We start from the raw sequence: 19247 nt of genomic DNA on the forward strand, positions 1-19247 counted from the left end.
CCTCTTGGGTTTTCCACAGTTGCACCGTTCATGACGGTAGCCCTCCCGCGCCCGTGCCGCCCCCCGGACGACCCGCACGCGGCTCCGCCCACGGGCCCACCTGCGGTTTCCGCCGCGGACGCGGTGTCACCCGCGGATCCGCGCGGTCGGCGGCAATGGCGCCAGTGGTACGAGTGCGTCCTGGGCTGGCCCACTTGGCCGGCCGCGGAGGGCCGGCCGCTGGAGCTGATCACCGGGGTCCGCTTCGACGCGCTGGGGATGCCCGCCGAGGCCGGGTTCGCCGTGCTCGGCCGGGTGCCGGCCACAGGGCCGGTGGCGCTGGACGGGCGGGCCCGGAGGATGTGGTTCCTGACCGCCGTCGGCAGCGCCGACGAGCTGCCGGGGCTGCTCGCCTGGCTGGAATGGGGCGGGATCGCCCTGGAGCTGTCCGTGCTGGGTCCGGGAGGCCGGCTGGTCGCTCCGGAGCCCTCGGGGGCCCGGCGGGCGCTCAGGGGGCCCTACGGGCCCGGGGGCGCCGTGGAGGCCGTATGGGTGCGGCCTCCCGAGCCCGGGGGCGCCGTGGAGCCGACGCTGCCGGTGGCCGGCCTCGGGGGCGACGGCGGTGCCCCCGATCTCGTACGGCTCGTGAGCGCGGCGGCCACGGAGTGCCACCGGAACCGGCTGCTGCGCGCCGCTCGGGCGCGCAGGGACCAGCCGCCGGACCGGCCCGCGGGGCCGGGGGATCCGGACGATCAGGCGTTGGCCTTCTCGTACGCCTCGCGGATCTCGGCGGGGACACGGCCGCGGTCGTTCACGTTGTAGCCGTTCTCCTTGGCCCAGGCGCGGATCTTCGCGGTGTCCGGGCTGCCGGCGGCCGCGGTGGCACCGGCGCGGGCCTTGCCACGGCCTCCGGCGGTACGGCCACCGGTACGACGGGCCGCCTTGACGTAGTCCGCGAGCGCCTCACGCAGCTTGTCCGCGTTGTCGGTGGTGAGGTCGATCTCGTAGGACTTGCCGTCCAGGGCGAACGTCACGGTCTCGTCGGCCTCGCCGCCGTTGAGGTCGTCGACAAGAAGGACCTGAACCTTCTGCGCCACGGGGGATTCCTTTCATCAGCGTAAAAGGGATTACGAAGGAATAGCAAACCGCCTTTCCCTGAAAAACACAAACCCCCCGGGAAGGTTCAGTCCGCCTTCGGCGTGGGAACGATGGCTTCCGGGCCGGCACGATAGGGGCGCGATTCGGACATAGAGACCGCGCTTCACAGATGCAGAAGCATCCGGCTGTTGCCAAGGGTGTTCGGCTTCACTCGTTCGAGACCCAGGAACTCGGCAACGCCCTCGTCATAGGAACGCAGCAGCTCGCTGTAGACATCACCGTCCACCGGGGTCTCTCCGATCTCGACGAAGCCGTGCTTCGCGAAGAAGTCGACTTCGAAGGTGAGGCAGAAAATGCGCCGCACACCCAGCCAGCCGGCCGTGCGCAGCAGCTTGTCCAGTAGCAGGTGGCCGACTCCGCCGCCGCGGACATCCGGGTCGACGGCGAGAGTGCGTACCTCCGCGAGGTCTTCCCACATCACGTGGAGCGCGCCGCACCCGATGACCGTACCGTCCTCGTCCCGCTCCGCGACCCAGAACTCCTGGATGTCCTCGTAAAGCGTCACCGTGGCTTTGTCGAGCAGGATGCGGTCGCGCACGTAGCTGTTGAGGAGGCGGCGCAGCGCGGGGACATCGCTGGTGCGGGCCCTGCGGACGGTGACGACTTTAGTGAGAGCGGGCATGTCCGGACGCTATCGTCCCGGGGCTTGCGGGGCCTCGTCGGGCCCGTCGAGTTGGGCGACCCGGATCGCGTCGCGGAGGGCTTCGCGTTGTTCGGCCGACATCATGCCGAAGAAGGCGACGAGAGCGGCCGCGGGGTTGTCGCTGAGGGACCAGGCTTCGTTCATCAGTGCGGCCGAGTAGGCGGCACGGTTGGAGACCGCTTCATATCGATAGGCGCGGCCTTCGGCTTCCCGCCGCAGCCAGCCCTTCTGATACAGGTTGTCCATTACGGTCATCACGGTGGTGTAGGCGATGGACCGTTCCTGCTGAAGGTCTTCCAGCACTTCCCGAACAGTGACCGGCCGGTTCCACTCCCACACGCGCGTCATCACGGCGTCTTCCAGATCACCCAGGCGTCGAACCACACGCGAATAATAGTGGGAGATGTCTCGAATGCCGGTTTATCGGGGCGGCAATCCCCCGACTAAAAAAGGGCGCACGGTCCGAGAATTCGGTCCCGGTACGTACGCCCCGGTGCGCCGAGCGTCGTCGCTCGGCTCAGGCCGCGGTGCCCTTGGAAGGCTGCCGGGCGGCCTCGGCGCGGGCCAGCGCGGCGTCGACAATGGCGTCTTCCTTGGCCTTGTTCGCACCACCCTGGCTCTTGATGATCGTCACAACCAGAGCGGTGAAAGCCACCGCCATCACCACGGGCGGGACCAGCGCGGCGACATAGTCCATGGCCTTCGGCTCCTTCTGGATCGGGTCTGCGCATGCGCATGCTGAGCGACCCGACCAGATTACGCGCCCGCCCCGCACGCGGACCGGTCGGGTGGGGCCGGGGCGAACGGGGCGAGTCGGACGGCCGCCCGGCGCCGCGGCGCGGCGGCGATGCGTACCGGCCGGTCGGTCAGAGCGGGGGCGGGCGGGGTCGGGCGGGGTCAGGCGGGGCGGGCCGCCGTCAGGGCGAGGACGGCCGGCGGGGCCGGCTTGCGGCGCGGTGGGAACACCTCGCCGGGCGTCGGGATGGGCCGGCCCGGCTGCGGCTTCGGCGTGGCGGGGGGTGCGGCCGGCGGCGGGGCCGGTGCGGGCCTGTTCGGCGGCGCGGGGGTCTCCCCCGGCCGCGGGCCGGGCCGCGGTTCGGCGGCGTACGGCGTCGGCCCGCCGCGCAGCGCGAGCAGACGGCCGCCCCCGGACTCCGGCCGGGAGCCCGGCACGGTGGGCGCCGCGCGGGCCGTCAGCCGGTCCCGTACCGCCCGCTCGGCGAGATGCTCGCAGCGCAGCAGCAGGGCCCTGCGGCGGGTCGCCTCGGCCTCGCCGGAGGGGGCCGCGCACAGCGAGCGCAGGGCGGCGAGGTCCTCGGCGCCGGGTCCGTAGCCGTCCGCGAGGGCGTCCTGGAGTCGGCGCACATAGCCGGGGGCGGCGCCCGGCAGGGCGTCGCGGTAGCGGGCGAGGTCGGCGAGGAGGAAGGCGCGCAGCCGGGCGCCCTCGCGGGCGGCCTCGGTCATGGCCTCCGAGAGCCGGAGGCGGTCGCGCAGCTCGGCGTCCCGTTCGGGGCCGGACCGGTCGGGGAGGGAGTCGGTGAGGGAGTGGGGGCGGAGTGCGATGTCGAGGGCACGGCGCAGCACGCGCAGCTCGTCCGCGCTGAACGCCATGCCGCCGCGGGATCCATAGGGCGTGGGCATGGGCTGACTTTAAGTGCTAAGCGGACAAAATTCGCTTAGCACACCATCTCGGGCGTGGCATGACGGCCGCACGGCTCGAACGCGCGGGCTCAGTTCTCCCGGCGGCGGGCGGCGCCCAGGGCGATGGCGCCGGCGGAGAGCGCGGTCCCGGAGGTGGCGGCGATGAGCAGGGTGCCGGAGGCGACCCGGTCGCCGGTGGTGCGGTGCGGCGTGCCGGAGCCCGTCACCTCGACGGGGATCGGCGCGGAGTCGTTGCCGGGGTCGGCGTCCGGGTCGGGGTCCTCGTCGCGGTCGACCACGCGGACCCAGCCCTCGGCGCCGTCGATCCGCTCGTCGATGCGGACCCGGAAGCGCAGCGTCTCCCGGGCGTCCGCAGGGAAGTCGGCGCCGATGGCGCAGCGGTACGTACGGGGGTCGGCGTCGCCCGGCGCGCAGGCGGCCGCCGAGACGATCGTGGTGCCCTCCGGCGCCGTGACCTCGTACGCCCGGTCCGCCAGGGCCCGGCCCGTGCCGGCCTTGCGCACGCCCAGTTCGACGGCGACGGTCTCGCCCACGCGGCCGGTGACCGGGTGGGCGATGGCCTGGTAGTCGGCGCGGGCGGCCGCCTCGGCGGCGACGGCGGCGGTCGGGACCAGGCCGGCCGCCGCCACGAGGGCGGCCGCCGCCGCCAGTCGCAGTGATCGCTTCACGCTGCCCACGCCCCAGCCCGTCCGGTGTCCTGATCCGCTCTGACAGCAGTCAGGACAGTCCTGGACGCCGGTTGGTTGCCTCAAGGGGGTGACGGGCGGGCACGGCTGAGGCGGTTTCAGGCCCACCTTCAGGCCCACCGGACGCGCCTTAGCCCTAGCCCTAACCCGCCCTAGCCCCGCGCGACGTTCCGCTCGTAGACCAGCCGCAGGCCGATCAGCGTCAGCCAGGGCTCGTGCTCGTCGATGACGCTCGCCTCGCCGAGGACCAGCGGCGCCAGGCCGCCCGTGGCGATGACCGTGACGTCGTCGGGGTCGTCCGCCAGCTCGCGCGCCATGCGGCCGACGACGCCGTCGACCTGGCCCGCGAAGCCGTAGAGGATGCCGGACTGCATGGCCTCGACGGTGTTCTTGCCGATGACGCTGCGCGGCCGGGCGATCTCGATCTTGCGGAGCTGGGCGCCCCTGACGCCCAGCGCCTCCGTGGAGATCTCGATGCCGGGGGAGATCACGCCGCCGACGTACTCGCCGCGCGCGCTGACCGCGTCGAAGGTGGTGGCCGTGCCGAAGTCGACGACGATGCACGGGCCGCCGTAGAGCTCGACGGCGGCGACCGCGTTGATGATGCGGTCCGTGCCGACCTCCTTGGGCTGGTCCATCAGGATCGGCACGCCGGTCTTCACGCCCGGCTCGACGAGGATGGCCGGTACGTCGCCGTAGTAGCGGCGGGTCACCTCGCGCATCTCGTGCAGCACGGAGGGGACGGTGGAGCAGATGCAGATGCCATCGATGCCTTCGCCCAGTTCGTCGCCGAGCAGCGGGTGGCGGCCCATCAGCCCCTGCAGCAGCACGGCGAGTTCGTCGGCGGTGCGGCGGGGGTCGGTGGAGATGCGCCAGTGCTCGACGATGTCCTCGCCGTCGAACAGGCCGAGGACGGTCTGGGTGTTGCCGACATCGATGGTGAGCAGCATCAGTTGTCCTCTTCCCGCAGGTCCAGCCCGATGTCGAGGATCGGGGAGGAGTGGGTGAGGGCGCCGACGGCCAGGTAGTCGACGCCGGTGTCCGCGTAGGCGCGGGCGTTGGCCAGCGTCAGGCGGCCCGAGGACTCCAGCTTGGCGCGGCCGGCGACGAGTTCGACGGCCTCGCGGGTCTGCTCGGGCGTGAAGTTGTCGAGCATGACGAGGTCGGCGCCCTCGGCCAGGACCGGCGCGATCTGGTCGATGCGGTCGACCTCGACCTCGATCGCCACGTCGGGGAACTCGCGGCGCACGGCCCGGAAGGCCTCGGCCACGCCGCCGGCGGCGATCACGTGGTTGTCCTTGACCAGGGCGGCGTCGGACAGCGACATGCGGTGGTTGACGCCGCCGCCGCAGCGGACCGCGTACTTCTCCAGGGCGCGCAGCCCGACCGTCGTCTTGCGGGTGTCGCGGACGGCGGCGCCGGTGCCCTCCAGGGCGTCCGCCCACGCGCGGGTGGCGGTGGCGATGCCGGAGAGGTGGCACAGGATGTTGAGCATGCTGCGCTCGGCGGTGAGCAGGTCGGTGGTGCGGGTGCGGACCGTCAGCAGCTTCTGGCCGGCCTCCACCCGGTCGCCGTCCTCCACGTGCCGCTCGACCTCGAACTCGTCGGTGCAGGCCACCGAGAGGATCGCCTCGGCGACGCGCAGGCCCGCGACCGTGCCGGCCTCGCGGGCGGTGAAGTCGCCGGTGGCCACCGCGTCCTCGGGGACGGTCGCGAAGGAGGTGATGTCCTTGCCGCCGTCGAGGTCCTCCTCGATGGCCAGGTGCGCGATGTCCTCGATCTGCAGCGGGTCCAGCCCGGCCGCGGCCAGCAGGCGGACGAGCTCGGGGTCGAGCCCGCACTCGTAGGCCTCGCCGTCGTACGCGCCGCAGCCGCAGCCGTCGCCGCAGCCACCGGACGCGTCCTCGGCGGACTCCTGGCCGGACAGGCCGATCTGGTGCAGCGGACGGTCGTCGTTGGTGCTCACGCGGATCTCCTTGGGGGCGGGAGTCAGGGGCGGGAAGGCGGCCGATTCCGTGGCGGAAACCGTAAGCGTACGGTCCGGGCGCAGCGCCACGATCAGGTGACGGCGCCAGGCGGCGTCGTCGCGGTCGGGGTGGTCCTCGCGCCAGTGGCAGCCGCGGGTCTCCTCCCGGCGCAGCGCGGCGGCGACGAGGACCTGGGCGACGTGCAGCAGGTTGGTGGTCTCCCAGGCCTCCGTTCCGGGCTCGGCGGCCTTGTCGGCCTCCTCCTGGATACGGGCCAGCTCGGCGGCGGCCTGCTCCAGGCTCCGCCGGGAACGCAGCACGCCGGCGCCCCGCGTCATGACGCGCTGGACGGCCTGGCGGGCCTCGGGGGCGAGCAGCGGCAGCGTCGCCGTGCCGGCCACCGGTTCACCCGCCGGACGGACGCCGTCGGCGACGTCCGCGATGTCCGCGGTGATGTCCGCGGCGATGCGCTCGGCGAAGACCAGCCCCTCCAGCAGCGAGTTGGACGCCAGCCGGTTCGCTCCGTGCACACCCGTGCAGGCGACCTCGCCACAGGCGTAGAGACCCTCGATCGTGGTGCGTCCGCGCAGATCCGTGCGGACGCCGCCCGAGGCGTAGTGCGCGGCGGGCGCGACCGGGATGGGCTCGGTGACCGGGTCGATGCCGTGCGCCCGGCAGGCGGCGAGGATCGTGGGGAAGCGGTGCTCCCACATCGCCGCGCCGAAGTGGCGGGCGTCGAGGTACATGTGCTCGGCGTCCTGCTCCTGCATGCGCCGCATGATGCCCTTGGCGACGATGTCGCGCGGGGCGAGCTCGGCCAGTTCGTGCGCGCCGACCATGAAGCGGTGGCCGTCGGCGTCCACCAGGTGGGCACCCTCGCCGCGCACCGCCTCGGAGACCAGCGGCTGCTGACCCTCGGCGTCCGGGCCCAGCCACAGCACGGTGGGGTGGAACTGCACGAACTCCAGGTCGGAGACCTCCGCGCCGGCCCGCAGCGCCAGCGCCACGCCGTCGCCGGTGGAGACGGCGGGGTTGGTGGTCGCGGAGAACACCTGGCCCATGCCGCCGGTGGCCAGCACCACGGCCGAAGCCCGCACCGAGCCGACGCCGTCGTGCTGCCCCTCGCCCATGACGTGCAGCGAGACGCCGGCCGTCCGGCCCTCGGCGTCCTTGAGCAGGTCCAGCACGAGGGCGTGCTCGATCGTCTCGATGCCCGCCGCGCGCACGGCCTCGACCAGGGCGCGGGAGATCTCGGCGCCGGTGGCGTCGCCGCCGGCGTGGGCGATGCGGTTGCGGTGGTGGCCGCCCTCGCGGGTCAGCAGGATCTCGCCGGTGCCGGCGTCGGTGTCGAAGCGGGCGCCGGCGGCGATCAGGCGGCGCACGGCGTCGGGGCCCTCGGTGACCAGGGTGCGTACGGCCTCGTCGTCGCACAGCCCGGCCCCGGCGACGAGGGTGTCGTCCAGGTGCTGGGCGGGGGTGTCGCCGTCGCCGAGGGCGGCCGCGATGCCGCCCTGGGCCCAGCGGGTCGAGCCGTCGTCCAGGCGGGCCTTGGTGACGAGGGTGACCTTGCGGCCGGCGGCGGCGCAGCGCAGCGCCACGGTGAGGCCGGCGACTCCCGAGCCGATGACGACGACGTCGGCACTGGCCGCCCAACCGGGGCGGGGCGCGTGCAGTCGTATACCGGTCATCGGTCTGCTCCAGGTGCCTCGAATTCCAGCGGGACGTTGTCGATCAGGCGCGTCGTGCCGACCTTGGCGGCGACGGCGAGGACGGCCGGGCCGGTGTGGTCGTCTGCGACCTCGGTGAAGTCGGAAGGGTCGACGAGAGCCAGGTAGTCCAGGTCGGCCGGCGGGGTCATCCCGGCGGCCTCGTGCAGGACGACGTGGGCGGCGTGGCGGACGGCCGCGGGGCCGAGCTCGACGACGTTGTGGGCGGCGAGCAGGGCGCGGGAGAGCTCGAGCGCGGTGGTGCGGTCGGCGGCGGAGAGGTAGCGGTTGCGGCTGGAGAGGGCCAGGCCGTCGGCCTCCCGGACCGTGGGCACGCCGACGATCTCCACGGGGAAGTTCAGGTCGCGCGCCATGCGGCCGATCAGGGCCAGCTGCTGGGCGTCCTTCTGCCCGAACAGCGCCACGTCGGGCGCGGTGAGGTGGAGCAGCTTGGCGACGACGGTGAGCACGCCGTCGAAGTGGCCGGGGCGGAAGGCGCCCTCGAGGCGTTCGCCCATGGGGCCGGCGCTGACCCGGACCTGCGGCTCGCCGCCGGGGTAGACCTCGTCGACGGACGGGGCGAACACGGCGTCGGCGCCGGCCTCCCGCGCGATCTCGACGTCGGCGTCCAGCGTGCGCGGATAGCGGTCGAGGTCCTCGCCGGCGCCGAACTGCAGCGGGTTGACGAAGACCGTGACGACGACCTGGCCGTCACCGCCCACGAGCTCGCGGGCGGCGCGCACGAGGGTGGCGTGGCCCTCGTGCAGGGCGCCCATGGTCATCACCACGGCGCGGCGGCCGGCTCGCGGGAGGGCGTGCAGCTCCTCGGCGGTGCGGGTGAGCTGGATGGTCACTGATTGCCTCCGTCCGCGAGGACGCCGAGCAGGTCCTCCGCCAGTTCGGGCTTGAGCAGGCCGTGCGCGAGGGCGCGGTCCGCGGTCGTACGGGCCATGGCCAGGTATCCGGCGACGGCCTGGGGGGCGTGCGCGCGCAGCTCGGCGATGTGCGCGGCGACCGTGCCGGCGTCGCCGCGCGCGACGGGGCCGGTCAGGGCGGCGTCACCGCTGCGCAGGGCGTTGTCGAGGGCGGCGCCCAGGAGCGGGCCGAGCATGCGGGCGGGGTGCCCGACGCCGGCGGTGCGCAGCAGCTCCATGCTCTGGGCGACGAGGGTGACGAGGTGGTTCGCGCCGATGGCCAGGGCCGCGTGGTAGAGCGGGCGGGCGCTCTCCTCGATCCACTCGGGCTCGCCGCCCATCTCGATGACCAGCGCCTCGGCGGCCAGCCGCAGCGCCTCGGGCGCGGTGACGCCGAAGGAGCAGCCGGCCAGGCGCTGGACGTCGACCGGGGTGCCGGTGAAGGTCATCGCGGGGTGCAGGGCCAGCGGCAGGGCGCCCGCGCGGGTGGCCGGGTCGAGCACGGCGGTGCCGTGCCGGCCGGAGGTGTGCACCAGCAGCTGCCCGGGGCGCACGGCGCCGGTCTCCGCGAGCCCGGCGACGAGGCCCGGCAGGGCGTCGTCCGGCACGGTCAGCAGGACCAGTTCGGCATGCGCGAGCACATCGGCGGGGGCCATGACCGGCACGTCCGGCAGCATGGCGGCGGCGCGCCGTAGGGAGGCGTCGGAGACGCCGGAGACGGCGACCGGACGGTGCCCGGCGAGCTGCAGGGACGCCGCGAGGGCAGGGCCCACGCGGCCCGCGCCGACGACGCCGACGGTGAGCCGGGCGGGACGGTCCTTGGGGCTCGCATGCTCGGGCGAGAGGTGTGCGTTCACGCGGCGGGATGCCTTCCGTTCCAGTCCGCGGGGGTACCGGACGATTCCCTTGTCATGCTACGCGAGGACCCGCACGCCTCCTCCGTCGTCCCCAGCCCTGTGGACGACGGTTCAGCGCCGGGCGCCGGGCACCGTCCGGGCGGTGCGCCCGGCGGCGGCCGGACCGGACTCGGCGGTGTGGGCGGGGCCGGTACGGACCGGGGCGGCCGGGCGCCGCAGGCGGCCGAGGACGGCGGCCCACCGGGCCCGCCGGGCGGCGACGCGCTCGTCGACGACGGCGCGGAAGGCCCGCCGGGTGCGCATCCCGCGGATCAGCCGCCACTCGCCGGTCCCGGGGGCGGGCGGTGCGGGCACGTCGTGCCGGGCGGAACGGTAGAGGTCGAACATGTGCTGCTGAGTGGCGTCCATGTCTCTACGGTGCGAACCGGCGGCCACTTTCGCATCGCGGATTGACGAGGAACGTCAATCGGCGGCCCCGACCTGCGAAAAGAGAGGCACGATGGCCCCATGAGCGTGATGATCGACATCGCGGGCCTGTCACCCGAGCGCCTGGTGTTCCGCCCCTCTCCCCTCGCCGAGCTGTGCACCGCGCTGCACGCCCTGGCCGAGCCCGGGCACCACCCGGGCCTGCACGGCTGGACGACGGCGACGAACTCCTCCCTCAAGCCGGACCTCGCGGACCGGCTGTGCGAGGCGGACTTCCTGTGGACCTCGACGTTCTCGGACATCAACATGCCGTTCGCCGCGCTGCCGGACACCCACGGCCAGCCGGGAGCCACGCTCACCGAGGACCTCGACCAGCTGGACCGGCTCGACGACGAGCTCTTCGCCGACGCCGCCCTGGAGATCTCCTGCTCCCAGCTCTACGCCCAGAAGGGCCCGTCGCCGCTGGTGGACGCCAGGGCCAGGGAACTGGCCCTGGAGCGGGCCACCGCGCGCGGCCCGCGCCAGCTGGACTTCGCCAAGCGGCTGCTGGAGGACCCGCCGGCCGTACGGGCCTGGCTGCGCCGTCTCTTCGAGGACTGCGCGGAGGCGTTCTTCAACGACCTCTGGCAGCGGGTGCGCGTCCAGCTGGCCGCCGACGCCCGGCACAAGACGGAACTGCTGCGGCACAAGGGCCTCGCCGAGGCGCTGGCCGAGGTGTCGCCCGCCATGACGCTGACGGAGAACGGCACCCGGATCGTCGTCGACAAGCTCGGCGGCGGCCGGACGACCGCGCTCGACCCGGCGGTCGGCGCGGGCGTCACCTTCGTGCCGTCCTCCATCGGCTGGCCCCATCTGTGGGTGCTGCGCGCCCCCGGCTGGCGCCCGGTGGTCCACTACCCCGTGGCCGCGCCCGAGCTGCCCGGCCCCGCCTCCCTGGACCTGCTCAAGCTGCGCCTGGAGGCCCTGTCCCACCACATGCGGATGCGGATGTGCCGCTACCTGTCACGGGCCGCGTACAGCACGGGCGAGCTGGCCACCGCGCTCGACATCACCGCCCCCGAGGTCTCCCGGCACATCGCGGTGCTCAAGAAGGCCGGCCTGGTCACCACCCGGCGCCGCGGCCGGTACGTCCTGCACCAGCTCGACCTGACGGTGGTGGCCCGGCTCGGCAGCGACTTCGTGGAGGGCGTGCTGCGCTGAACGCGGGAGGGGGAGCGGGCGCGTGAGGCGGAGATGGGAGCGGGCGCTAGTGCGCCGCGCCGCCACCGCCGGCCCGGACCAGCCCGCTCTCGTACGCCATCACCACGACCTGCACCCGGTCGCGCAGGCCCAGCTTGGTCAGGATCCGGCCGACATGGGTCTTCACCGTCGCCTCCGACAGCACCAGGCGGGCCGCGATCTCGCCGTTGGACAGGCCCTGGGCCACCAGCAGCATCACCTCGCGCTCCCGCTCGGTCAGCCGGCCGATCTCCGCGGTGGTGGGTTCGTTGCCGGCGCTGGGCAGCATCGGGGTGAAGCGGTCCAGCAGGCGGCGCGTGGTGCTGGGGGCGACCACCGCGTCGCCGCTGTGCACGGCGCGGATCGCGCCCAACAGCTCGGCGGGCGGCACGTCCTTGAGCATGAAGCCGCTCGCGCCGACCTTGAGCGCCGAGAACGCGTACTCGTCGAGGTCGAAGGTGGTCAGGATGAGCACCTTGGGCGGGTCGTCCTGGATGCAGATGCGCCGGGTCGCCTCCACCCCGTCCATCCGCGGCATGCGGACGTCCATCAGGACGACGTCCACCGCCGTGCGGGCCAGCACCTCCAGCGCCTCCTGACCGTCCCCGGCCTCGGCGACGACCTCCATGTCGGGCTGGGCGGCCAGCACCATGCGGAAGCCGGTGCGCAGCAGCACCTGGTCGTCGACGAGCATCACGCGGATCGACATGCGAGGTCCCTCTCGAAGTAGTGGTACACGCAGGGTACGCAGCCGCTCAGCGGCCGGACCTGATGGGCAGCAGCACGCTGATGCGGAATCCGCCGCCCGGCCGCGGGCCCGCGTCCAGCGTGCCCCCGACCATGCCCACGCGCTCGCGCATCCCGATCAGGCCGTGCCCCATGCCGTCCGCGCCGCCCGACTCGTACAGCTCGTGCTGGGCGCCGCGGCCGTCGTCCTCGACCAGCAGGCCCAGCCCGTCGTCGAAGTAGGTCAGCCGCACGCTGGCGCCGACGTCGGGGCCGCCGTGCTTGCGGGTGTTGGTCAGCGCCTCCTGGACGATGCGGTAGGCGGTCAGCTCCACGCCGCTCGGCAGCGGCCGCGGCGCGCCCTCGATGCGGAACTCCACCGGCAGCCCCGCCCGGCGCACCTGCTCGACCAGGTCGCCGATCTGCTCCACGTCGGGCTGCGGGACGTACTCGCCGCCCTCGGCGGCGTCGTCCGTGCGCAGCACGCCCAGCAGCCGCCGCATCTCGGCCAGGGCCTGGCGGCCGGTGCCGGAGATCGTCTCCAGGGCCTGTTTGGCCTGCTCGGGCGAGGAGTCCAGGACGTAGGCGGCGCCGTCGGCCTGCACCACCATCACCGAGACGTTGTGCGCGACGACGTCGTGGAGCTCGCGGGCGATGCGGGCGCGTTCGGCGGTGACCGCGATCTGCGCCTGCTGCTCGCGCTCCTTCTCCAGGCGGGTGGCCCGCTCCTCCAGCTGCGCCCAGTAGGCGCGGCGGGTGCGGACGGAGTCGCCGAGGACCCAGGCGAGGATGAAGGGGACGGTCAGGAAGACCGCGCCGATGACGTTCTTGCCCGCCGACGTCACGGGGTCCGGCCAGCGGACCGTGGCCAGCAGCGGCGCCAGCAGGCCGCCGACGAGGGCGTAGCGGGAGGCCCAGCGGGTGTTGCCGGACGCCACCGTGTAGATGATCACCAGGAAGGCGAAGTCCCAGATGTTGGGGCCCACGTCGAACGCCAGCTGGGCCAGCCCGGCCGCCGTCGCCAGCAGCAGCATCTTCTCGGGCCACCGCCGGCGCAGGGCGATCACGGCGCTCAGCGCCACCGCCGTGAGCACGTGCAGGGCCAGCCGCGCGTGCCCGCCCGTCTCCGAGACGACGGCCAGGCCGCTGAGCGCGAGGAGCAGGAGGGCCCAGAAGCTGTCCACACCCGTCGGGTGCCTGCGGAGGAAGTCGTAGAGGCGGTGCACGTCACCCAGCGTAGGCACGCCGGATCGCCGCCGGGGTCAGCCCGGCGATCGATCCGGTCGCCTCCCTTCTACTCCCCAAGGTGGAGGCCCTCCCGCCGCCGCCCCGGCTTACCGTGTGCATATGGCAAGCGGAACGGACGGAACGAGAACCTGGCGGGAGGCCGCCGAGGCCGCCCTCTACGGCCCCGGTGGCTTCTACCGCCGCCCCGAGGGCCCTGCCGGCCATTTCCGTACGTCCGTGCACGCCTCCCCGCTCTACACCGGGGCCGTCGTGGAGCTGCTGCGCCGCGTCGACTCCGCGCTCGGGCACCCGGCGGAGCTGGCGTTCGTCGACGTCGGGGCGGGCCGCGGCGAGCTCGTCACCGGCGTGCTCGACCGGTGCCCGCCCGAGCTCGCCGGGCGGCTGCGCCCGTACGCCGTGGAGCTCGCCGCCCGCCCGCCCGGCCTCGACGCGCGCGTGCGCTGGCTGGACACTCCCCCGGACGGCGTCGAGGGCCTGCTCTTCGCCAACGAGTGGCTGGACAACGTGCCGCTGGACGTCGCCGAGACCGACGGCGGGGGCACCCCCCGCCAGGTGCTCGTCCGGCCGGACGGCGAGGAGCTGCTCGGCGACCCCGTCACCGGCGAGGACGCCGGCTGGCTGGCCCGCTGGTGGCCGCTGGAGGGCGCGCCGCCCGGCTCCCGCGCCGAGATCGGCCTCCCGCGCGACGCCGCGTGGGCCCGCGCGGCCGGCGGTCTGCGGGCCGGGCTCGCGGTGGCCGTGGACTACGCGCACGAGCGCGCCACCCGCCCGCCCTTCGGCACCCTCACAGGCTTCCGCGAGGGCCGCGAGGTGCGGCCGGTGCCGGACGGCTCCTGCGACATCACCGCCCATGTGGCCCTCGACGCGGCCGCCCTGCCGGGCGGCTCGGTCACCACCCAGCGCGAGGCGCTGCGCGCCCTGGGCGTGGACGGCTCCCGCCCGCCGCTGTCCCTCGCGTCGGCCGACCCGGCCGCGTACGTACGGGCTCTGGGAGCGGCCGGCGAGGCGGCCGAGCTGACGTCCCCGGCGGGTCTGGGCGGCTTCGGCTGGCTGCTGCAGCCGGTGGGCGAGGCCTGCGCGGGGCTGCCGGGCGGCGCCCCGGGCGAGCCCGCGGCCGGGGGCTGAGAAACTAGCCCCATGACGGAGACGACAGTCGGCATCGGCGGCGCGGCGGAGAGCACCGACATGGTGCTCAACATCGGGCCTCAGCACCCGTCCACCCACGGTGTGCTGCGGCTGCGCCTCGTCCTGGACGGCGAGCGGGTCCAGCACGCCGAGCCGGTCATCGGCTATATGCACCGGGGCGCGGAGAAGCTCTTCGAGGCGCGCGACTACCGGCAGATCATCATGCTCGCCAACCGCCACGACTGGCTGTCGGCCTTCTCCAACGAGCTGGGCGTCGTCATCGCCGTCGAGCGGATGCTGGGCATGGAGGTCCCCGAGCGGGCCGTGTGGACGCGCACCCTCCTGGCCGAGCTGAACCGGGTGCTCAACCACCTGATGTTCCTCGGCTCCTACCCGCTGGAGCTCGGCGGCATCACCCCCGTCTTCCACGCGTTCCACGAGCGCGAGGAGCTGCAGACGGTGATGGAGGAGGTCTCCGGCGGCCGGATGCACTACATGTTCAACCGTGTGGGCGGCCTCAAGGAGGACCTGCCCGCCGGCTGGCTCGGCCGGGCCCGGCACGCGGTGGCCCAGGTCCGCTCCCGGATGGACGTCTACGACCGGCTGGTGCTCGGCAACGAGATCTTCCGGGGCCGTACGCGCGGCGTCGGCGTCCTCTCGCGCGAGGCCGTGCACGCCTACGGGGTCAGCGGGCCGATCGCCCGCGCCTCCGGCGTCGACTTCGACCTGCGCCGCGACGAGCCGTACCTCGCCTACGGGGAGCTGGGCGACGTCCTGAAGGTCGTCACCCGCGAGGAGGGCGACTGCCTGGCCCGCTTCGAGTGCCTGCTGGACCAGACGCACAACGCGCTGGACCTCGCCGACGCCTGCCTGGACCGGATCGCCGAGCTCGCGCCCGGCCCGATCAACCAGCGGCTGCCCAAGGTGCTCAAGGCGCCCGAGGGCTCGACCTACGTGTGGACCGAGAACCCGCTGGGCCTCAACGGCTACTACCTGGTCTCCAAGGGCGACAAGACGCCCTACCGGCTCAAGCTGCGCTCGGCGTCCTTCAACAACATCCAGGCGCTGACCGAGCTGCTGCCGGGGACGCTCGTCGCCGACATGGTCGCGATCCTGGGCTCGCTGTTCTTCGTCGTCGGCGACATCGACAAGTAACGCCGCCGGTTCGTGGGCAGGCGTTCCGCATACGCCCGAGGGCCGGCCCGTTACGGGCCGGCCCTCGGGCGTATGCGGAAGCAGCCCGCTACGAGATCGCCGTGCGCAGCTCGGCGAGGTCTATCTGCTCGGTCTCGTCGTGCGCGGTGAGGTCGATGACCTCGTCCGACTCGGCGGCCTCGACGGTCCCGACGGCCCGGACGGCCTGCGCGTCGGCCAGGGCCTCCTCGCCGACGACGTCCGCGAGGTCCTGCTCCTCGACGGGCTTGGGGGCCGGGGCCCCCTTCTTGTTGCCGAAGAAGTCGAAGCCGCCCTGGGCCCGGGACGCCGGGCGCCGCGCGGCGGGCAGCGCCACGGCGGTGCCGGCCGGGGGCAGGGCGGCCTTCGCGGGGGCGAGGGCCTTGGCCGGTGCCGGGGACTTCGCGGGCGTCACGGCCTTGGGCGTGGTCATGGACGCGGGAGCGGGCGCCGGCGCGACCGGGGGCGTCGGCCCGGGCTCGGTCCGGGGCTCGGCGGCCTTCGCCTCGACGGGCGCGGGCTCGGCCTCGGCCTCGGGCTTCGCGGCCGCCGCGGCGCGCTGGGCGGCGGCGTTGCGCTCGAGGTCCCGCAGGGCGTCGGCGGCCCGGCGGAAGGCGGCGGCGTCGGGGGCCGTGGCCCCGGAGTGCGTGGCGGACGTGCCCGCGGCCTCCAGCTCGAGCGTCTTGGCCTTCGCGGACGCCGTGCCCTTGGCGAGCAGGCGGCGGCCCTCCAGCGCGCTGGCGCGCCCGGTCTCGGCGGCGGCGTAGCGGCGCAGCAGGTCGGCGTGTTCGGTGCGGAGGCGGGCGAGCTCGGCGCGCTTGTTGCGGAGCTTGGACTCCATGCGCTTCCGGGCCAGACGGGTCTCCTCGACGTCCGTCTCGAGCTCGGCTATGCGCTCCTCGGTCTTCCACTCCTCGCGCGTGCGGGCGGCGGTGAGCTGGGCGACGCGCCGGCCGGCCGCGCGGTCCCAGCGGCGCGTCAGGACCGAGCCGACGACGGTGGCGGCCGCGGCGGCCACGGCGAGGCCCCGTATGACGGTCGTTTCACCCACCACCAGGGCGCCGGCGGCGCAGGCGACCGATGTCGCGGCGACCGTCAACGGTGGAAGAAGCCGGTGCAGGGGTGCGGAATGGCGGTGGCGTCCTCGTGGCATGGCCTGAAACTTACCGTGCGTTGCCACGACCGTGGGACTCCCCCACCAAACTGTTCCCTTGATCTTACTTCTCCCTTACACGGTCACTTCGTCAGAAGCCGCTTCTCCTTGAGGTACTGCGCGGCCACATCGGCGGGCTTGAGGCGCTGCGCGTCGACCTTCTTGTTGAGTTCGGTGAGATCGGCCGTGGTCAGCACCCGGGTGAGCTTCCCCAGGGCATCGGTGATCTTCTGCGAGCCGGCCTTCTTGGCATTCACGACCGGCAGGACGTTGTCGGAGTTCTGCAGCTTCTTGTCGTCCTCGAGGAGAACGAGCCCGAACTGTTCGAGCGTGGCGTCCGTGGTGGTGGTCAGCAGCAGCTGGTCCTTGCCGTCCTTGACCGCCTGCTTGGCCTGGGTGCTGCCGACCTCGAGGGGGTCGATGCCGCTGATCTCGATGCCGTAGGTCTTCTCCAGGCCGGGCTTGCAGAAGGGGCGCTGGGAGCATTCGTCGCCCGCCGCGAGCTTGACCGGCTGCTTCGCCTTTCCCAGGTCGGAAAGGGTCTTGAGCTGGTGTTCCTTGGCGAACTCGGCGGTCACCGCGAAGGCGTTCTGGTCGACGGCGCCGCCCGCGTCGAGCACCTTCAGACCACGCGGCTCCGCGAGTTTACGGAGGGCCTTCACCGTGGCCTCGGCATCGGCCGAGGCGACCTGGGGGGCGTCCTTGCCGTTCTGCTTCTTGTTGAGGAATTCGGCCAGGGTGGCGGCGTACTCGGGAACGACGTCGATCTCGCCCTTCTCCAGCTCCGGTTCATAGAGCTCGCGCGCGTCCGCGGTCTTGATCGACGTGGAATATCCGGCGTCCCTGAGCAGCCGCGCGTATATCTCCGCAAGAATCTTCGATTCCGTGAAAGAAGCGGAGCCGATGACCAGGGACTCCTGTCCCGGCTTCGCGGGGCCGCCCGCCCCGCCGGCGGACTTCTCCAGGCTGTCGCCGCCGCACGCGGCGAGACCCGCCGTCAGGGCGGTGACGCCGGCCGCCGCCAGCAGGGCGCGAACGGTCCGCGCCCGGCGCGGGGTCCTGGGCATACGCTTCTCCATCCAGTCAGGCGAGTCGATCTTGAACAGACGTCACATGCCCGCGCATCGGGTCCAGAAACCGCTGCGCCAGCACGAAGGCGCCCTCGACCAGCAGCGCCAGCACGGCCACCAGCAGGGCGCCCGCCACCACCTGGGCGGTGTCGGTGAGCCGGAAGCCGGCCGTGATGATCCGGCCGAGGCCGCCGCCGCCGGGCAGCGCGGCGAGCGTGGTCGTGGCCACCACCTGCACGGCGGCCGACCGCACCCCGGTCACGATCAGCGGGAAGGCCAGCGGGAGCTCGACCCGGGCGATGACCTGAACGCCCGTCATGCCCATGCCCCGCGCGGCCTCCACCATGTCGCGGTCGACCTCGCGCATCCCCACATAGGCGTTGGTCAGCAGCGGGGGTATCGCGAAGAGCACCAGCGCGATGACGGTGGGCCAGGAGCCGTGCGTACCCAGCGGGCTGAGCAGCAACAGCACCAGCACCGCGAACGTGGGCACCGCCCGCCCCACGTTGGCGATGTTCACCGCGAGGGCGCCGCCCTTGCCCAGGTGCCCCAGCACCACGGCGACGGGCAGGGCGATGGCGCACGAGACCAGCAGGCACACCACGGTCAGGAAGAGATGCTCGCCCAGGCGGTGCCAGACACCGTCCGTGCCGCTCCAGTGGGCGGCGGTGGTCAGCCAGTCCCACGTCCGCTCGACGACTCCCATCAGGCCACCGCCTTCTCGGGTCGGCCGGCCCCGCGGGCGGCGGGCCCGCGGGACGTCGTACGGCGCTTGGGCCGCGCCCAGGGCGTCAGCAGCCGCTGCACCAGCAGCAGGGCGAGGTCGGCGACGACCGCCAGCACCACGCACAGCACCGACGCGGTCAGCACCTGGGCCTTGAAGTAGCTGCGCATGCCCTCGTAGACGAGGTTGCCCAGGCCGCCGTACCCGATGATGGCCCCCACCGTGGTCAGCGAGACGGTCGAGACCGTGGCGATCCGCAGACCCGCCATCATGGCGGGCAGGGCGAGGGGCAGTTCGACCCCGAACAGCAGGCGCACCGGGCCGTATCCCATGCCGCGCGCGGCCTCCCGGGCCTCATGGGGCACCGACGCGAGGCCGGCGAGGATGTTCCGCACGAGGATCGTCAGCGAATACAGCACCAGGCCGGTCACCACGACCGCCGCCGACAGCCCGAACACGGGCACCAGCAGCGAGAACATGGCCAGCGACGGGATCGTGTACAGGATGGTGGTGGAGGCGAGGACCGGCCCCGCGACGGCCCGCCATCTGCGGGCGAGCAGGGCCAGGGGGAAGGCCACGAGCAGGCCTATGGCGACCGACGCCAGGGTGATGCCGATGTGCTGGAGGGTCGCGTCCGTCAACTCCTGGCCGCGCGTGCGCACGTACTCGCCGCAGATCCAGTCATTGGCGATCAAGCAGTTCCCGTCCGCCATCCGTGCCTCACCTCCCCCTCGGCCTTCACGGTCTGTCACGGCGACCCTAACCCGGGGCACTGACATTCGCCTCCGGCCGTGCGGATCCCTGCCACCATT

21 protein-coding genes and 1 pseudogene are annotated in these 19247 nt (G+C 73.5%); 4 read left to right on the top strand and 18 right to left on the bottom strand.

Translation table 11 applies throughout. The features are described from left to right. The first annotated feature begins 30 nt into the window (after window positions 1-30). On the top strand, window positions 31-801 hold the full coding sequence (locus AB4K12_RS13595; protein ID WP_368434484.1) for an SCO3374 family protein: 771 nt from the start codon (window positions 31-33) through the stop codon (window positions 799-801). Here AB4K12_RS13595 and AB4K12_RS13600 read toward each other — a convergent pair. The 12 genes and pseudogenes from AB4K12_RS13600 to AB4K12_RS13655 form a co-directional block, all read right to left on the bottom strand. Then, entirely contained in the window at window positions 732-1076 is a 345-nt protein-coding gene (locus AB4K12_RS13600; RefSeq protein WP_362255403.1) for an Lsr2 family protein, read from the bottom strand. The two genes, AB4K12_RS13595 and AB4K12_RS13600, sit on opposite strands and share 70 nt — an antisense overlap. A 164-nt stretch (window positions 1077-1240) precedes the next feature. Next, a complete protein-coding gene (locus tag AB4K12_RS13605) occupies window positions 1241-1759 on the bottom strand; it encodes an amino-acid N-acetyltransferase (protein WP_086572806.1) in 519 nt (172 codons plus the stop codon). A 9-nt stretch (window positions 1760-1768) separates the two neighbouring features. After that, on the bottom strand, window positions 1769-2164 hold the full coding sequence (locus AB4K12_RS13610; protein ID WP_362255397.1) for a BlaI/MecI/CopY family transcriptional regulator: 396 nt from the start codon (window positions 2162-2164) through the stop codon (window positions 1769-1771). A 133-nt stretch (window positions 2165-2297) separates the two neighbouring features. Beyond that, window positions 2298-2477: a hypothetical protein gene (locus AB4K12_RS13615; RefSeq protein WP_086572804.1), complete on the bottom strand. Its 180-nt coding sequence runs from the start codon at window positions 2475-2477 to the stop codon at window positions 2298-2300. Window positions 2478-2677: 200 nt separating this feature from the next. Then, the gene (locus AB4K12_RS13620) at window positions 2678-3421 is read right to left on the bottom strand and encodes a hypothetical protein (RefSeq protein WP_368434485.1); all 744 of its coding nucleotides are present in this window, start codon (window positions 3419-3421) and stop codon (window positions 2678-2680) included. An 89-nt stretch (window positions 3422-3510) separates the two neighbouring features. Next, window positions 3511-4110 (bottom strand): hypothetical protein, encoded by a 600-nt coding sequence (locus tag AB4K12_RS13625; RefSeq protein ID WP_368434486.1) that lies wholly within the window; start codon window positions 4108-4110, stop codon window positions 3511-3513. Between the two features lie 170 nt (window positions 4111-4280). Continuing rightward, window positions 4281-5078: a type III pantothenate kinase gene (locus AB4K12_RS13630; protein ID WP_368434487.1), complete on the bottom strand. Its 798-nt coding sequence runs from the start codon at window positions 5076-5078 to the stop codon at window positions 4281-4283. Further along, window positions 5078-6094, bottom strand: coding sequence for a carboxylating nicotinate-nucleotide diphosphorylase (nadC, locus tag AB4K12_RS13635; protein WP_368434869.1), 1017 nt, complete (start codon window positions 6092-6094; stop codon window positions 5078-5080). The genes AB4K12_RS13630 and nadC overlap by 1 nt, the downstream gene beginning before the upstream one ends. Window positions 6095-6121: 27 nt before the next feature. After that, window positions 6122-7783 (bottom strand): annotated as a pseudogene (locus tag AB4K12_RS13640) (L-aspartate oxidase); the annotation flags it as partial. Then, window positions 7780-8655, bottom strand: a complete 876-nt coding sequence (gene panC / locus AB4K12_RS13645; RefSeq protein ID WP_362255387.1) for a pantoate--beta-alanine ligase — start codon at window positions 8653-8655, stop codon at window positions 7780-7782. The pseudogene AB4K12_RS13640 and the gene panC, both read right to left, overlap by 4 nt. Next, complete coding sequence (locus tag AB4K12_RS13650; protein ID WP_307842921.1) at window positions 8652-9572, bottom strand: DUF2520 domain-containing protein; 921 nt, start codon at window positions 9570-9572, stop codon at window positions 8652-8654. The genes panC and AB4K12_RS13650 overlap by 4 nt, the downstream gene beginning before the upstream one ends. 111 nt (window positions 9573-9683) lie before the next feature. Beyond that, window positions 9684-9980, bottom strand: a complete 297-nt coding sequence (locus AB4K12_RS13655; RefSeq protein ID WP_368434488.1) for a hypothetical protein — start codon at window positions 9978-9980, stop codon at window positions 9684-9686. A 99-nt stretch (window positions 9981-10079) separates the two neighbouring features. Here AB4K12_RS13655 and AB4K12_RS13660 point away from each other — a divergent pair, with 99 nt between their 5' ends. Beyond that, window positions 10080-11198, top strand: a complete 1119-nt coding sequence (locus tag AB4K12_RS13660; RefSeq protein ID WP_368434489.1) for a DUF5937 family protein — start codon at window positions 10080-10082, stop codon at window positions 11196-11198. A gap of 46 nt (window positions 11199-11244) precedes the next feature. Here the strand turns inward: AB4K12_RS13660 and AB4K12_RS13665 are convergent, their stop codons facing one another. Both AB4K12_RS13665 and AB4K12_RS13670 read right to left on the bottom strand, forming a co-directional pair. After that, window positions 11245-11925: a response regulator gene (locus AB4K12_RS13665; protein WP_368434490.1), complete on the bottom strand. Its 681-nt coding sequence runs from the start codon at window positions 11923-11925 to the stop codon at window positions 11245-11247. Between the two features lie 46 nt (window positions 11926-11971). Continuing rightward, on the bottom strand, window positions 11972-13168 hold the full coding sequence (locus AB4K12_RS13670; RefSeq protein ID WP_368434491.1) for a sensor histidine kinase: 1197 nt from the start codon (window positions 13166-13168) through the stop codon (window positions 11972-11974). A 121-nt stretch (window positions 13169-13289) separates the two neighbouring features. On the opposite strand from AB4K12_RS13670, the gene AB4K12_RS13675 reads away from it, so the two are divergent. Continuing rightward, on the top strand, window positions 13290-14315 hold the full coding sequence (locus AB4K12_RS13675) for an SAM-dependent methyltransferase (protein ID WP_368434492.1): 1026 nt from the start codon (window positions 13290-13292) through the stop codon (window positions 14313-14315). A gap of 12 nt (window positions 14316-14327) precedes the next feature. After that, on the top strand, window positions 14328-15470 hold the full coding sequence (locus AB4K12_RS13680; protein ID WP_086566622.1) for an NADH-quinone oxidoreductase subunit D: 1143 nt from the start codon (window positions 14328-14330) through the stop codon (window positions 15468-15470). Window positions 15471-15558: 88 nt separating this feature from the next. Here AB4K12_RS13680 and AB4K12_RS13685 read toward each other — a convergent pair whose 3' ends face one another. The 4 genes from AB4K12_RS13685 to AB4K12_RS13700 form a co-directional block, all read right to left on the bottom strand. Further along, a complete protein-coding gene (locus AB4K12_RS13685) occupies window positions 15559-16641 on the bottom strand; it encodes a hypothetical protein (RefSeq protein WP_368434493.1) in 1083 nt (360 codons plus the stop codon). 83 nt (window positions 16642-16724) lie between these two features. Then, window positions 16725-17708, bottom strand: a complete 984-nt coding sequence (locus AB4K12_RS13690; RefSeq protein ID WP_086566618.1) for an ABC transporter substrate-binding protein — start codon at window positions 17706-17708, stop codon at window positions 16725-16727. 16 nt (window positions 17709-17724) lie between these two features. Next, entirely contained in the window at window positions 17725-18417 is a 693-nt protein-coding gene (locus tag AB4K12_RS13695) for an ABC transporter permease (protein WP_368434494.1), read from the bottom strand. Next, complete coding sequence (locus tag AB4K12_RS13700) at window positions 18417-19148, bottom strand: ABC transporter permease (RefSeq protein ID WP_368434495.1); 732 nt, start codon at window positions 19146-19148, stop codon at window positions 18417-18419. Before AB4K12_RS13700 ends, AB4K12_RS13695 begins: the two co-directional genes overlap by 1 nt. Between the last annotated feature and the right edge of the window lie 99 nt (window positions 19149-19247).

It is taken from the genome of Streptomyces sp. C36 (assembly GCF_040932295.1).
GTDB classification, from domain to species: Bacteria; Actinomycetota; Actinomycetes; order Streptomycetales; family Streptomycetaceae; genus Streptomyces; species Streptomyces triculaminicus.

Bases quoted from the DNA above. Each gene is read 5' to 3' on its own strand.
- AB4K12_RS13595 (WP_368434484.1), top strand. From the start codon at position 31: ATGACGGTAGCCCTCCCGCGCCCGTGCCGCCCCCCGGACGACCCGCAC.
- AB4K12_RS13605 (WP_086572806.1), bottom strand. From the start codon at position 1,759: ATGCCCGCTCTCACTAAAGTCGTCACCGTCCGCAGGGCCCGCACCAGC.
- AB4K12_RS13615 (WP_086572804.1), bottom strand. From the start codon at position 2,477: ATGGACTATGTCGCCGCGCTGGTCCCGCCCGTGGTGATGGCGGTGGCT.
- AB4K12_RS13620 (WP_368434485.1), bottom strand. From the start codon at position 3,421: ATGCCCACGCCCTATGGATCCCGCGGCGGCATGGCGTTCAGCGCGGAC.
- AB4K12_RS13630 (WP_368434487.1), bottom strand. From the start codon at position 5,078: ATGCTGCTCACCATCGATGTCGGCAACACCCAGACCGTCCTCGGCCTG.
- AB4K12_RS13655 (WP_368434488.1), bottom strand. From the start codon at position 9,980: ATGGACGCCACTCAGCAGCACATGTTCGACCTCTACCGTTCCGCCCGG.
- AB4K12_RS13660 (WP_368434489.1), top strand. From the start codon at position 10,080: ATGAGCGTGATGATCGACATCGCGGGCCTGTCACCCGAGCGCCTGGTG.
- AB4K12_RS13665 (WP_368434490.1), bottom strand. From the start codon at position 11,925: ATGTCGATCCGCGTGATGCTCGTCGACGACCAGGTGCTGCTGCGCACC.
- AB4K12_RS13675 (WP_368434492.1), top strand. From the start codon at position 13,290: ATGGCAAGCGGAACGGACGGAACGAGAACCTGGCGGGAGGCCGCCGAG.
- AB4K12_RS13680 (WP_086566622.1), top strand. From the start codon at position 14,328: ATGACGGAGACGACAGTCGGCATCGGCGGCGCGGCGGAGAGCACCGAC.
- AB4K12_RS13685 (WP_368434493.1), bottom strand. From the start codon at position 16,641: ATGCCACGAGGACGCCACCGCCATTCCGCACCCCTGCACCGGCTTCTT.
- AB4K12_RS13690 (WP_086566618.1), bottom strand. From the start codon at position 17,708: ATGCCCAGGACCCCGCGCCGGGCGCGGACCGTTCGCGCCCTGCTGGCG.
- AB4K12_RS13695 (WP_368434494.1), bottom strand. From the start codon at position 18,417: ATGGGAGTCGTCGAGCGGACGTGGGACTGGCTGACCACCGCCGCCCAC.
- AB4K12_RS13700 (WP_368434495.1), bottom strand. From the start codon at position 19,148: ATGGCGGACGGGAACTGCTTGATCGCCAATGACTGGATCTGCGGCGAG.